15 protein-coding genes are annotated in these 14,084 nt (G+C 52.1%); 2 read left to right on the top strand and 13 right to left on the bottom strand.

Going from position 1 to position 14,084, the window contains the following annotated elements; all coding sequences use genetic code 11:
- Positions 1–11 precede the first annotated feature (11 nt).
- Complete coding sequence (gene murQ, locus ACX1CU_RS05925) at positions 12–905, bottom strand: N-acetylmuramic acid 6-phosphate etherase (RefSeq protein ID WP_459401674.1); 894 nt, start codon at positions 903–905, stop codon at positions 12–14.
- Positions 906–1,117: 212 nt separating this feature from the next.
- Between murQ and ACX1CU_RS05920 the strand changes: the two genes are divergently transcribed.
- Complete coding sequence (locus ACX1CU_RS05920) at positions 1,118–1,969, top strand: MurR/RpiR family transcriptional regulator (protein ID WP_459401673.1); 852 nt, start codon at positions 1,118–1,120, stop codon at positions 1,967–1,969.
- Between the two features lie 43 nt (positions 1,970–2,012).
- Here the strand turns inward: ACX1CU_RS05920 and ACX1CU_RS05915 are convergent, their stop codons facing one another.
- Positions 2,013–3,494, bottom strand: a complete 1,482-nt coding sequence (locus ACX1CU_RS05915; RefSeq protein WP_459401672.1) for a GMC oxidoreductase — start codon at positions 3,492–3,494, stop codon at positions 2,013–2,015.
- Positions 3,495–4,095: 601 nt separating this feature from the next.
- Between ACX1CU_RS05915 and ACX1CU_RS05910 the strand changes: the two genes are divergently transcribed.
- The gene (locus ACX1CU_RS05910; protein ID WP_459401671.1) at positions 4,096–4,356 is read left to right on the top strand and encodes a YfhL family 4Fe-4S dicluster ferredoxin; all 261 of its coding nucleotides are present in this window, start codon (positions 4,096–4,098) and stop codon (positions 4,354–4,356) included.
- Positions 4,357–4,419: 63 nt separating this feature from the next.
- Here the strand turns inward: ACX1CU_RS05910 and acpS are convergent, their stop codons facing one another.
- From acpS to rpoE, 11 genes are all read right to left on the bottom strand, one after another.
- On the bottom strand, positions 4,420–4,800 hold the full coding sequence (gene acpS, locus ACX1CU_RS05905) for a holo-ACP synthase (RefSeq protein WP_459401670.1): 381 nt from the start codon (positions 4,798–4,800) through the stop codon (positions 4,420–4,422).
- Positions 4,800–5,531, bottom strand: a complete 732-nt coding sequence (gene pdxJ / locus ACX1CU_RS05900) for a pyridoxine 5'-phosphate synthase (RefSeq protein WP_459401669.1) — start codon at positions 5,529–5,531, stop codon at positions 4,800–4,802. Before pdxJ ends, acpS begins: the two co-directional genes overlap by 1 nt.
- 74 nt (positions 5,532–5,605) lie before the next feature.
- Positions 5,606–6,337, bottom strand: a complete 732-nt coding sequence (gene recO / locus ACX1CU_RS05895; protein ID WP_459401668.1) for a DNA repair protein RecO — start codon at positions 6,335–6,337, stop codon at positions 5,606–5,608.
- 8 nt (positions 6,338–6,345) lie between these two features.
- Positions 6,346–7,254, bottom strand: coding sequence for a GTPase Era (gene era, locus ACX1CU_RS05890; protein ID WP_459401667.1), 909 nt, complete (start codon positions 7,252–7,254; stop codon positions 6,346–6,348).
- A complete protein-coding gene (gene rnc, locus ACX1CU_RS05885; RefSeq protein ID WP_037395344.1) occupies positions 7,251–7,931 on the bottom strand; it encodes a ribonuclease III in 681 nt (226 codons plus the stop codon). The genes era and rnc overlap by 4 nt, the downstream gene beginning before the upstream one ends.
- Positions 7,932–8,171: 240 nt before the next feature.
- Positions 8,172–9,149, bottom strand: coding sequence for a signal peptidase I (gene lepB / locus ACX1CU_RS05880; protein ID WP_459401666.1), 978 nt, complete (start codon positions 9,147–9,149; stop codon positions 8,172–8,174).
- A 31-nt stretch (positions 9,150–9,180) separates the two neighbouring features.
- Complete coding sequence (gene lepA / locus ACX1CU_RS05875; RefSeq protein WP_459401665.1) at positions 9,181–10,980, bottom strand: translation elongation factor 4; 1,800 nt, start codon at positions 10,978–10,980, stop codon at positions 9,181–9,183.
- Positions 10,981–11,365: 385 nt separating this feature from the next.
- Complete coding sequence (gene rseC / locus ACX1CU_RS05870; RefSeq protein WP_459401664.1) at positions 11,366–11,842, bottom strand: SoxR-reducing system protein RseC; 477 nt, start codon at positions 11,840–11,842, stop codon at positions 11,366–11,368.
- A complete protein-coding gene (gene rseB / locus ACX1CU_RS05865; protein WP_459401663.1) occupies positions 11,839–12,786 on the bottom strand; it encodes a sigma-E factor regulatory protein RseB in 948 nt (315 codons plus the stop codon). The genes rseC and rseB overlap by 4 nt, the downstream gene beginning before the upstream one ends.
- Complete coding sequence (rseA, locus tag ACX1CU_RS05860) at positions 12,786–13,439, bottom strand: anti-sigma-E factor RseA (RefSeq protein ID WP_459401662.1); 654 nt, start codon at positions 13,437–13,439, stop codon at positions 12,786–12,788. Before rseA ends, rseB begins: the two co-directional genes overlap by 1 nt.
- A gap of 30 nt (positions 13,440–13,469) precedes the next feature.
- Positions 13,470–14,045 (bottom strand): RNA polymerase sigma factor RpoE, encoded by a 576-nt coding sequence (gene rpoE / locus ACX1CU_RS05855; protein WP_424839962.1) that lies wholly within the window; start codon positions 14,043–14,045, stop codon positions 13,470–13,472.
- Between the last annotated feature and the right edge of the window lie 39 nt (positions 14,046–14,084).

Here is a 14,084-nt window from a genome sequence, read left to right as displayed (position 1 = left end):
ATTAGGCCGATTTAACGCGTCAATGCTGCACGCAAATAACCCTGATGCTGCTGCAACCGCTGCTGCGCCTCGGCAGCCGTAACGTCCGCCAGAATCATCAGGATAGCGGGTTTTACCTCAAATCCGGTTTGGGCCAATGCCTCTTCCGCCTGGCTGCGAACGGCACCGGTGGCCTCCATCACGATGCGGCAGGCACGATCCACCAACTTGTCATTCGTGGCTTTCACATCCACCATCAGGTTCTGATAAACCTTACCCAACTTGACCATCGCACCGGTAGAGATCATGTTCAGAACCAGTTTCTGCGCGGTACCCGATTTCATGCGGGTAGAGCCGGTCAAGGCTTCCGGGCCAACCACCGGCGAGATAGCCACCTGAGCCTCTTTAGCAATCGGAGAGTCTGGGTTACAGGAGATCGCCACCGTCGGGCAGCCCACCTGGCGGGCAAACTGCAATGCGCCAATGACATAAGGCGTGCGCCCCGAGGCGGCCAGACCAACCACCATATCACGCGCCTCCAGATTCAACGCCTTCAGGTCGGCTTCACCTAACGAAACATCATCTTCAGCGCCCTCCACCGCTTTAAACATTGCCCCCGCTCCACCCGCAATCAAACCGATCACCAGATCGTGTGGTACACCGAAGGTCGGTGGGCATTCGGAGGCATCCAGCACGCCTAATCGGCCACTGGTACCCGCCCCCAGGTAAATCAAACGCCCGCCAGCCTGCAAAGCGGCTGCGGCTAAATCCACCGCTTGAGCGATCTCCGGCAACACCTTGGCAATGGCTTCTGGGACTTTACGATCTTCGCTATTAAAGCAGATCATCATCTCGAGCGAGGACATCTCATCCAGCATCATGGTTGCAGGATTGCGGGTTTCTGATACTAATGCACCTAAGTTCATTTCATCACCTTGAATTTTTAATTCATAAAATTAAATCAATATCTGAATATTTTATCAACATAATGAGGACTATTTGCTATTTTAAGGATGAAATTACAAAACTTTTCGTTAATCCTTTCCTACCGCATGGCAGAATACCTGCTGGCTCAAAGGAAAAAATCATTAATTGTGGTTTTTCCGCCGACTAACAGCCCATTACGGAATACAACCTGATGAGTACCCTTCTTCGCATTCGCCAGATGTACCCGACACTGGCGCAAAATGACCGCAAACTGGCAGATTTTCTGCTGCATAACGCCGAGCAGGCACGGCATCTCAGCTCACAGAAACTGGCCCAGTTAGCAGGCGTCAGCCAATCCAGCGTGGTCAAATTTGCTCAGAAAATGGGTTATAAAGGTTTCCCTGCTTTAAAGCTGGCCCTGAGTGAGGCACTGGCCCAACCGCAGGCTGAGCCTATCATCACCGTCCATAATCAGATCCTCAGCAGCGATTCGCTGAAAACCGTGGGTGAGAAATTACTGGCTGAAAAGCAGGCAGCGTTACGCGCAACGCTGGATATCAACAGTGAGCAACGGCTGAATACTGCCTTGGATATGCTGCGTGCGGCCCGTAGGGTGGTGCTGGTAGGGCTTGGCGCCTCTGGGCTGGTTGCGAAAGATCTTTCATTTAAGCTGCTGAAAATTGGCGTGATGGCCGTGGCGGAAGCGGATATGCACGTTCAGTTGGCCACCGTGCAAGCATTGAGTAAAGAAGATCTGCTGTTGGCAATCTCATTTAGCGGCGAACGGCGTGAAATCAATCTGGCCGCAGAAGAAGCCCGGATAGCCGGTGCGCAGGTGCTGGCTTTGACCAGTTTCTCCCCCAATAGCCTGCAGCAACGCGCCGATCACTGCCTGTATACCATTGCCGAAGAACCCAATACCCGCAGTGCTGCCATCTCTTCCAGTACCGCACAATTTGCCCTGACCGATTTGCTGTTTATGGCGCTGATCCAACACGATCTTGAACATGCCTGCGATCGGATCCGCCACAGTGAACAATTGGTGAAAAGACTTGGGAAATAGGCTGCGTTATGCAACGCAGCCCGTGGATTGAGCCTAGGCTGTATTAACCCCCAGCAGCAATAATCCGTTCAATGTTGCGTTCTGCAAGCGCAGTGATAGTCAGAGATGGGTTAACAGAACCGGTAGTGCCAGGAATGGCTGCGCCATCCATCACGTACAAGCCGTTATAGCCGATGACCCGCCCTTCATTATCCAGTGCTTTATCCAGCACGGCTCCGCCCAGAGGGTGCGCCGTCCAGTTCATACCGGCAACATCCTCTTTAAAGATCGGTACGCCAGGGACAACGCCGTTAGCATCACAAATCCGGTTATTCACATAGCGGGCAGCTTCCACGATGTCGGCATTACCATTAGCCGCCCAACGCAGATTGACCTTGCCTTTCGCCTTGTCGTAAACGAAGTTCCCACGATTGGTTTCATCAAACGCCATACCCAGCGAGCCAATAATGCCCAAGTTGACCGGAACACCCGGCACGTACCAGTTTTCTAAGGTCACCGGCAGGCCAGCATTTTTGTCATGTATGCGTGAAGCACTTGGCGAAGCCTGCTGTAGCCCTTTGATCGGAGAGAAACTGCGTGTCACAATCGTATCGCCGTTGGTCCCCCAACCTTGGCCGATCTCTTCGTTGAGGTTTGGCAACGTGCCCTTGGCCTGTGCCTTGACCAACAACTCTGTCGTGCCGATCGAACCCGCAGCCAACACGAGGCGATCGCAAGACAGTTCATAACGGTTCAGTTGCTTACCTTCAGGTGAACTTTGAGTCACGCTGATCAGATAACGGCGGCCATCCCAAGAAATATCAGAAACCTCATGCCCAGGGTAAATCGTCGTTAACCCGGTCGCCTCTGCCTGCTTCAGGTAGTTCTGGTTTAAGTCGTACTTGGCGCCGTTGCTGTTACCGTGGTTACTGGCACCAGTGATCGCGGAAGGTAAGCTACGCCCTGTCAGTTCGGCTCTAATCACATCCCAGTTAAAGATCGAGTCGATCGGTGACGTGGTATAACCCGCTTTTTTTGACTGTTGATCCCAAATGCGTGAATGACCGAATGGTGAACTGTTATAAATATCCAGTGGCATTGAATTAAGATTCAACATTTTACGCACCAGCGGAAAATATTTTTTATCCATTTCGTCGTAATTGACACCACCACCAAAGATTGCATCGAAATACTGACGTTCCGGTTGAATCATCACGCCGGTAAAAATAACCGAGCCACCGCCGACTGCAGCACCCCGCCATACCGTCATATTGGCGTAATCAGTGGCATCCATTACACCGGCAAATTTATCAAAATAAGCGGTGTTGCCAGCGATCATCTTGGCGCTATTACGGTGCCAAAATGCCCTACCATCGGGTAAGGTATCGTTGGTAAAGGCGGTACGGAATGGCCCGGTTGGCCATTTGAAGCCCCTTTCCAGCACCGTCACTTTCTCGCCAGCCTGCGAGAAACGTAAAGCCGAAACGGCTCCGCCAAAACCCGAGCCGATAACAATAACAGGTGTATAAGCCGGGGGGCGTTTCACGGTTTGGAAAATTTCAGGAGCGTGAATTTTATACTTCAGCGTATTGATTGCCGATATCGTGGCATGTGCCGACGTTGAATTTAAACCAGTGAGACTTCCTGCACCTATAGCACCACAGCCCATAAGAAATCGTCTACGAGATACCATATTAAAACTCCTTTTATTTTAGTAATTACCTTGCGTCACTATTGATGCTGTCCCAGTTACAACAACATAAGCATTAGAAAAGCTTGATATTACCACAGGTTTAAAGTCCAAAAAAATAAACAATAAAACGCCACAATCACGTAGCCTGATTTTTACTTAGTAGTTTTCTTATTAATAAATAAGAAAACAGGAAGAATGCCTGTTTTAATTGAAACCCAGCATAATTATCACCGCGCTAATGAATTAAGAAAGTTTAAATAATATCCGAAATTAACTAAAAAATAAGTAGAGAAATGCAACTGATGGGGGGTTGGACGCATGTCCAAAGAGGTTCGGGCATATCAATTCGGCCCAAAGGGAGAGTTTTACCACCGCAACACCGATGCTTATGTACCAGGTTCTGTGGTAAAGTGCGCGGCGTTGAAATGACAAGATAGAAAGGTAAATGACTGCAATGGCCCTATTGATTACCAAACGCTGTATCAATTGCGATATGTGCGAACCGGAATGCCCAAATCAGGCCATTTCGATGGGGGATGACATTTACCAGATCGACGCCAATCGCTGCACCGAATGCGTTGGCCACTATGATACGCCAACCTGCCAGCAGGTTTGCCCAATCGATAACACCATCATTACCGATCCGCAGCACGTCGAAACGCAGGAACAACTGTGGGAAAAATTTGTGGTGCTGCATCACGCCGACCGGCTGTGAGCAGAAGTGCAGTAGCGGAATATCGGGCCCAAAATGCTGAGCCCTTACGTTAGCTGAAGTCCATCACCCTTCGATAATCACGGTGGCACAGGCATAGCGGCGTTCGTCAGCCAGAGAAACGTGGATCGAAACCACCCCCATTTTCTGCGCCAGTTCAGCGGCAGCTTGGTGCAGGCGGATATTGGGCTTGCCCAGACCATCGTTAAACACTTCAAACTGATTGAAAGCCAAGCCGTTGCGGATCCCGGTGCCAAAGGCTTTAGCGGCGGCTTCTTTCACCGCAAAGCGTTTGGCCAGAAAACGTATCGGCTGTTGATGCTGCTGATAGGCTTCCCACTCGGCCTGGCTCAACACCCGCCGCGCCAAACGATCGCCGCTGCGTTCCACCACCGCTTCGATGCGCGCTATCTCGACGATGTCGGTACCTAAGCCAAGGATCGCCATCAGCGGCGTGCTTCACGCATCAGCAGTTTCATATCCGCAACCGCCGCCGGTAAACCGCTCATCACCGCCTGGCCGATAATCGCATGACCGATATTCAGTTCGTGCATTTCCGGCATCGCTGCAATCGGTTGGACGTTGTGGTAAGTCAGGCCATGACCGGCATTCACCTTCAGCCCTTTACCTGCGGCGTAGGTTGCCGCCGAGGCAATGCGTTTCAGCTCAGCCTGAACGGCCAATTCACCTTCGGCCTCAGCATAGGCACCGGTGTGGATCTCGATATAAGGCGCACCAACCGCGACGGCGGCGTCGATCTGGCGGCGATCGGCATCAATAAACAGTGAAACCAGGATCCCGGCCTGAGCCAAGCGCTCAACCGCCACGGTCATTTTGTCCAGTTGCCCGGCCACGTCCAACCCACCTTCGGTGGTCACTTCCTGGCGTTTTTCCGGCACCAGGCAGCAAAAATGCGGCTTCAGTTCAATAGCGATGTCCAACATTTCGTCGGTGACCGCCATTTCCAGGTTCATGCGCGTCTGAATCGTCTGGCGCAGAATACGCACGTCACGATCGGTGATATGGCGGCGATCTTCCCGCAGGTGAACGGTAATGCCATCGGCACCGGCCTGCTCAGCAATAAACGCCGCCTGAACCGGATCCGGATAGTGAGTTCCGCGCGCGTTACGTAACGTGGCGATATGATCGATATTAACGCCCAGCAGCAAATCAGCCATGACAATCCTCTAAATAACGATTTTCAGTAGCAGCAGTTTACACGCCTGCGGAAAACGGCAAAAGCAGAAAGAAATCAGGCTTCGTCGACGGGAGTATCGGGTTGTTTGCGCACAAACTGGCGGAACAGTTCGCGGCTCTTCAGCGGTTTGCCGCCAAGGTAGGGTTTCAGCGCCATACGGGTAAAGCGCTTGGCCGCTCGCAGGGTAAGTGCATCAGGGAATTGCCGTTCAGCCAAGGCGCGCAGTTCACGGCCGGTAAAACTGTAGTGATCTACCACCAGGCTGGCGATAAAGCCTTTTTCCTCGCGGTAGCGGTAGGTCATGCCATCGTCCACCGGCTCGCCGCTGCCAGCACAGTGTAGAAAATCCAGACCGTAGCCGAGGTGGCCTAACAAGGCTAATTCGAATTGGCGCAGGGCATGTTCCGGCGAACTATCTTCCGCCGCGAGTGCCTGCAAACATTGCAGATAATCGAAAAACAACACCGAATAATTGCCTTCCTGCTCCAGCACGCGCGACAGTAATTCGTTCACGTACAGGCCGCTGTAAAGCATCATGCCACTGAGGGGTAAACCGAGAGAAACCGCTTCGGCGCTACGCAGCGTTTTAACTTCGCCACGCCCGCCCCAGCGTACCAGCAGAGGGGTGAAAGGTTGCAAGCACCCTTTCAGGTTGGAACGGCGGCTGCGCGCGCCTTTTGCCAGCAAGCGCACCCGCCCATGACTTTCCGTGAACATATCCAGCATCAGGCTGGTTTCACTGTACGGCCGCCCATGCAGGACGAAGGCGCGCTCCCAGCCATCCATCAGATGTGTTACTTCAAGTCGTCAACATAGCCCAGGCTACGCAACGCACGTTCGTCGTCTGCCCAGCCAGATTTCACTTTCACCCACAGTTCCAGATGCACTTTGGCTTCAAACATCTGTTCCATATCCTGGCGGGCTTCAATGCCAATGGTTTTGATCTTCGAACCTTTATTGCCGATCACCATTTTCTTCTGGCCTTCACGTTCCACCAGAATCAGGCCGTGAATGTTGTAACCACCGCGTTCGTTCGGCACAAACTGTTCGATTTCCACCGTCACCGAATAAGGCAGTTCCTCACCAAGGAAACGCATCAGTTTTTCACGGATGATTTCCGACGCCATAAAGCGCTGAGAACGATCGGTAATATAGTCTTCTGGGAAATGGTGTTCCGCTTCCGGCAACAGTTTACGCGCGATACTGGCAATAGTATCCACGTTCATGCCCTTTTCAGCGGAGATAGGCACCACATCAAGGAAATTCATCTGCTGGCTGAGGAACGAGATGTGCGGCAACAGCTTGGATTTGTCGGTCACGTTGTCGACCTTGTTGATCGCCAGCAATACCGGGCATTTCAGGCTGCGCAGTTTATTCACCACCATTTCGTCATCGGCGGTCCAATGGGTGCCTTCAACCACGAAGATCACCAACTCTACGTCGCCGATCGAACTGCTGGCCGCACGGTTCATCAAACGGTTAATGGCACGTTTTTCTTCGATGTGCAGCCCTGGAGTATCCACGTAGATAGCCTGATAAGGCCCTTCGGTGTGGATCCCCATAATACGGTGACGGGTGGTCTGTGGTTTACGCGAGGTGATGGAGACTTTTTGCCCCAACAGTTGGTTCAGTAACGTGGATTTGCCCACGTTAGGACGGCCAACGATCGCGATAAAACCGCAGTATTGTTTTTCTTCACTCATTCAAGCTCCAGCTTTTTCATCGCTTGTTCCGCTGCCGCCTGCTCAGCTTTACGTCGGCTTGAGCCGGTGCCCATCACAGGCTCGCTCAAACCGCTCACTTGGCAGTGGATGGTAAACTCCTGATCGTGCGCTTCACCGCGAACCTGCACCACCAGATAAGAAGGCAACGGCAGATGGCGACCTTGTAAAAACTCCTGCAAACGGGTTTTCGGGTCTTTCTGCTTATCACCGGGGCTGATTTCGTCCAACCGGCTACGATACCAGTCCAAAATCAGGCGTTCGACGGTTTGAATATCGCTATCCAGGAACACGCCGCCAATTAATGCCTCTACCGTATCCGCCAGGATCGATTCGCGGCGGAATCCACCACTTTTCAACTCTCCCGGCCCAAGGCGCAGGCACTCACCCAGATCGAATTCGCGTGCCATCTCCGCCAGCGTATTACCCCGCACCAGCGTGGCACGCATGCGGCTCATGTCGCCTTCGTCTACGCGAGGAAAACGGTGATAGAGCGCATTGGCAATGACAAAACTCAGAATAGAGTCACCCAGAAACTCAAGACGCTCATTATGTTTACTGCTGGCGCTACGGTGAGTTAACGCTTGCAGTAAAAGCTCCTGCTGTTGAAAAGTATAGCCCAGCTTCCGCTGTAGCCTGTTTATTACGATGGGATTCATGAGTTACCAATAGATCAAGAATGCGTCAAAAACTTGCAGCATACGGAACAGGCCTGCTTCGCCAAAAACCAATCCAAAGCTGTTTCGTTTGCAGTGGCTCCGAAAGGGGCCAACTTTTTATCGCTCGAGAAGGTATTCTACAACGAGTGGAAATATAATGCTGCGTTTATATATACCCTTGGTCTTTTTAACCGCAGCCGGTTTGGCGACGGTTAAAAAGACCAAGGGTAAAAACGCTTATTAATGAATTCCACCAATACGGCTCAATCTTACGCCGGTTGGCCATTCACCTTCTTGTTTTTCAAAACTCATCCAGATAGTCGTCGCTTTACCCACCAGATTTCGCTCAGGCACAAAACCCCAATAACGGCTGTCTGCGCTATTATCACGGTTATCACCCATCATGAAATAATGGCCGGCAGGAACCACCCACTCAGCTAATTGCTGGTCTGGTTGCTGATAATAACCACCGATCTGATCCTGCGCACCGGGCACGGTCAGAATACGATGAGTCACATCACCCAAGCTTTCTCTGCGCTCACTCAGGCGAATACCGCCCGGTGGCACATTGTCGGTCAATGGGATCTGGAAGAAACCACTGCTGGCTTCACCCATGCCACTGCGGCTGAACATCTGCACAAAATCGCTTGGCTGTACATCGCTGTAGGTCACCGCCAATGCGCTATCGCAGGACTGGCCGTTATTACAGGACGGTTGCACCGTGACGCGCTTATCCACTGGATCATAGCTCACGCGATCGCCCGGCAAACCAATAACGCGCTTGATATAGTCCAGTTTCGGGTCACGCGGATATTTAAATACCGCAATATCACCACGTTTTGGCTTGCCAGTAGGAATTAACGTCGTCAGAGTAATCGGGTCTTTAATACCGTAGGCAAACTTTTCCACCAGAATAAAATCGCCAATCAGCAGTGTCGGCATCATTGAACCGGAAGGGATCTGGAAAGGTTCATAAATAAACGAACGCACCACAAACACCAGTAACAATACCGGGAAGACTGAGGCCCCCGTTTCAACCCAACTCGGCTGCTTCGCCACTTTCGCCAGCACGTTTTCGTCAACGTCACCCGTGGCTTGTGCATTGATCGCTGCAACTTTCGCCCGACGTGCAGGGGCCCATTTAAAGCGCTCAAAGCACCAGATGATCCCAGTAACCAGCGTTGCAATTGCCAAGATCAGGGCAAACATATTCGCCATGCAAACTTCCTCGTTAAACGAGCTTTCGCTCTTACTTGCTGTCTTTGCCTACGTGCAGAATGGCCAGGAAGGCTTCCTGTGGCAACTCAACGTTACCCACCTGCTTCATGCGTTTCTTACCGTCTTTCTGTTTCTGCAACAGTTTCTTCTTACGGCTCACGTCACCGCCGTAGCATTTCGCCAGGACGTTTTTACGCAGCTGCTTCACTGTGGCACGCGCAATAATGTGAGTGCCAATCGCCGCCTGGATCGCAATGTCGAATTGCTGGCGAGGGATCAGCTCTTTCATTTTCTCTACCAGTTCACGACCGCGATACTGAGAGTTATCACGGTGAGTAATCAACGCCAGCGCATCCACACGTTCGTTGTTGATCAGCACATCGACACGCACCATGTCAGAGGTCTGGAAACGCTTGAAGTTGTAATCAAGCGACGCGTAACCGCGTGAAGTGGACTTCAGGCGATCGAAGAAGTCGAGCACCACTTCTGCCATCGGAATTTCGTAGGTCAGCGCCACTTGGTTACCGTGGTAAACCATGTTGGTCTGCATACCGCGTTTCTCGATGCACAGCGTAATCACGTTGCCGAGATATTCCTGCGGCATCAGCATATGACATTCCGCGATCGGCTCACGCAGCTCGGCAATATTGTTCAGCGGCGGCAGCTTGGAAGGGCTGTCAACGTAAATGGTTTCTTTACTGGTGGTTTCCACTTCATACACCACCGTCGGTGCGGTAGTGATCAGCTCCAGATCGTATTCACGCTCCAGACGCTCCTGAATGATCTCCATGTGCAGTAAGCCCAGGAAACCACAGCGGAAACCAAAGCCCAATGCCGTCGAGCTTTCTGGCTCATAAAACAGCGAAGCATCATTCAGGCTCAATTTACCCAGCGCATCACGGAAGGCTTCATAATCGTCGGAACTGATCGGGAACAGGCCAGCGTAAACCTGTGGCTTCACTTTCTTGAAGCCTGGCAGCATTTTTTCTGCCGGTTGACGCGCCAAGGTCAGGGTATCCCCTACCGGTGCGCCAAGAATGTCTTTGATGGCGCAAACCAGCCAACCAACTTCGCCACAGTTCAGCACATCGCGATCGACACGTTTCGGGGTGAAAATCCCCAGACGATCTGCGTTATAGGTTTGGCCGGTACTCATTACCTTAACCTTATCGCCCTTGCGCAACGTACCGTTCTTGACGCGAATCAGGGAAACCACACCCAGGTAGTTATCAAACCAGGAGTCGATGATCAGCGCCTGTAGCGGTGCTTCAGGATCGCCTTCTGGCGGTGGGATATCGCGCACCAAGCGCTCTAGAACTTCAGGTACACCTACGCCGGTCTTCGCCGAACAGCGCACGGCGTCGGTGGCATCAATGCCCACGATATCTTCGATTTCCTGCGCTGCGCGATCCGGATCGGCGGCTGGCAGATCGATCTTGTTCAATACCGGCACCACTTCCAGATTCATATCCAGTGCGGTATAGCAGTTGGCCAGCGTCTGGGCTTCTACGCCCTGCCCGGCATCCACCACCAGCAGTGCGCCTTCGCAGGCGGCCAGCGAACGGGAGACTTCATAAGAGAAGTCAACGTGCCCTGGGGTATCGATAAAGTTAAGCTGATAAATTTGGCCATCAGGGGCTTTATAATCGAGCGTCACGCTCTGTGCCTTGATGGTAATACCACGCTCACGCTCCAGATCCATTGAATCCAGAACCTGCGCGGCCATTTCACGCTCGGCCAAGCCACCGCAGATTTGAATAATACGGTCTGACAGCGTCGACTTACCGTGGTCAATATGGGCAATAATGGAGAAATTTCGTATATGCTTCATTATAAAAGTTTTTCTGCCTTGGTATTTCTAAATTACTCGCCTATGGAAACCCGCATGGACATAAAGCGACAGTGAATGGGTTCGGCCGTCTTTCGCCTGAATCGCAGCATTCTACATGCCACACCACTGAAAACCTAGCGATCGGTGCAGTGATGGCATTCTATTATGCTTACTTTAGTGTTGCAGAGCGCCGCAAGTTTTGAAAGCCACGGCTAGCAAATAACAGCCATGACAGACTCGCTGATTCAAATGCGATAAATGGGGAAAGCCGCTAGAGAAGGTTTTGCTCAGCAGCAGACTGAACGGAGCCATATCGTACTGATAGAAGGTCTGAGCTATAACCGCATCCTGCCTGCATAATTCTGACGATAACGCGGTTATAATTTTAGCGCGGGGCTTCGTTTTCTGTTTGCAAACGCAGGGCTCCCGGGGGTAAACCGATTTGCAGTACCACCGGTTGGTAATCGGCCTGTTCACCGAGGCGCGTTGCCAACAACCGAGCCACGAAGAAAGCAGCTGTGCCGCCAACAACCGCACCGAGCAGCGCTGCTGCATCACTGCCAGACCACCCTTGCAGCAAACCACCGCCGAGCATCATGCCAAACAGCGGAGTCATATAGACCAGCATCGCCGAGCGCAGCAGGCTGCCTTCAGCAATGCCAACCTCAACGCGCTGCCCTGGCTCAAGTGGTTGCTCAATCTGCACCTGCAAATGGTGTTCGCTTTCCGGCACCAGTTCATTCAGCGCACGTGCACCACAGCCAGAACGCGCCTTACAGCTGCCGCAACCCGCTTTAGGTTCACAGCGCAGCAATGCCACGCCTTGCTGCCATGAGACAACCGTGGCCCACTCTTTCATCATTGTGGCGATACCTTGAAGGAAATGCTGTCAGCAATCCGTTTGGCCGTTGAGGGTGGCAATTCACCGACCACGGTAATTTCATTACCATTACGAATTTCGGTCTGGATAGTGCGGCGGCCCTGACGATAAAACTGCTGGCTGGTATTGCTGCCAGAGGGAGTCACGTTTACCGAAAAGCTGAAGAGGCCGTCGCTGTAGAGACGCGACTCAACGGGCTGCTCTACATTGGGCAACTTGCGGCGATTGCGAGCCACTTCATTGACCCCGGCAGGCAACCAGCCAGTGCTCCAGCTCAGTTGAATATTTTCTGCGGCAGGCAACGACAGCAATGGCGGCAGGTTAGCCTTGAGCAATCCCTGCATGACGTTTTTCACCTGATCTCCCACCACGAACGAGATCACACGATACTGTTCTAGCGTTTCACCATCACGATCGAGCAGATCCACACGCAGCGGTAGCTTACTCTCCGAGTCCATCCAGACAACATAGCTATAGCGGGAGCCGTCACGGGCAACAATGCGGAACACCTCGCTCGGACGATCGGTGATGCGGGTTTGCCCGACGGCAATGAAATCGTAGTATTTCGCCAAATAATTGAAGTCGGCATAAACGATGGAAGGCAACACATCGACGATATGATCGCCAGATAGGGTGAAAGGCTCCAAGCCCGGTTCGAAATAGCTGATCCCACCACCGCGCTGCAACACTTCACGGCGTGCGCCGTCCATATGCAGCAACTGCCCCAAAGGCTGTTTATCAATCACCGCATGGCGATAGCGTAACGACTCTATCCCCTGCTTGCTGATGCTGATATAGGCGAGTTCATAATTGAGTGAACGGCTAGCGCTGCTCATTTGTTGCAATATCGCCCCAGATGCAGGGGCGATATTTGAATAGAGCAGGCTGCCCGTCAGTAGACAAACGGAGAACCAGATTTGCTTCATTACTGCTGTTGCGTTCCTAAAGACTGGGTTCCGGGAACCTGAACAGCGGCTTGTTGCGGAGTACCCTGTTCAAATTGCAGTTGATCAGAATGCAAACGGCGTTGCAGTTCATAATCCTGCAGCATAGCGTTGATACGCTTGCGCTGTTCCTGCACCTGTTGTTGCTGACCACTGCCGGTAGAGAAACTATCGGCTGGAACGCCCAGGCTGACTGGAGAAGGCTGCCCCATGATCGGTAACGTATTGAACACTGGCGTTTCAGAGGCACCAGATTCTACATTTGGCTGGTTGTAATGCTGCACACCCACGATCACCGCCAAGGAGACACAAGCGGCCACCCCAACTTGCATGAGTTGGCTGGCCCAAGGACGAACCTTGTTCCAGAAAGGCATTTTTTCCCAAGTACGAGGCTCTGGTTGAGACTCGGGAATGGCTGAAGGAACCAGACGAGCGGGTTCTTTCTCCAGCGCAGCAGCAACACGATCTGCGATATCGAAATGCATGACTTGCCCTATATCACCCCGCAATGTGTCACGGATCAGGTGATAGCTCTGCCAGCTTTGTTGAAGCGCTTTGTCTTTACACAACGAACTTAACAGCTCATTGTCGAGCGTTTCTCCATCCATCAGAGCGGAAAGCTTTTCTTTCTGCATACCTAAGTACCCTTCCTGTGTCCGCCATCGCTAGCGTTGGATCAGCGGTTGAACTTTATTATCGATAGCCTCCCTGGCACGGAAAATACGCGAGCGTACTGTTCCTACCGGACAGTCCATGATAGTTGCTATCTCTTCGTAGCTTAGACCGTCTAACTCCCTCAAGGTAATCGCCATGCGAAGATCCTCGGGAAGCGACTCAATAGTACGGAAAACTATCTGTCTCAACTCTTCTGACAACATTAAGTTCTCAGGGTTCGAAATTTCTTTCAGTGCACCCGCACTTTCGTAATTTTCAGCATCGTTAGCGTCCACATCACTTGAGGGTGGACGCCGCCCCTGAGCAACCAGGTAGTTTTTTGCCGTATTCACAGCAATGCGATACAACCAGGTATAAAAGGCGCTATCTCCGCGGAATGATTCCAGTGCGCGATAGGCTTTAATAAACGATTCCTGCACCACATCGGGCACATCACCCTGCGGCACATAGCGGGAAACCAGGCTCGCAACCTTATGCTGGTAACGCACTACCAGTAGGTTAAAAGACTTCTGATCGCCCTTTTGGACTCGCTCAACCAGCACCTGATCCGTTAACTGCTCGCTCATCCGAGGTAAATTCTCCCCAAATCTGTCTCCACGCGTAAA

Source organism: Serratia sp. D1N4, assembly GCF_054552755.1.
Note: the sequence above shows the minus strand (reverse complement) of the source record. Positions and strands in the feature narration are given on the sequence as shown.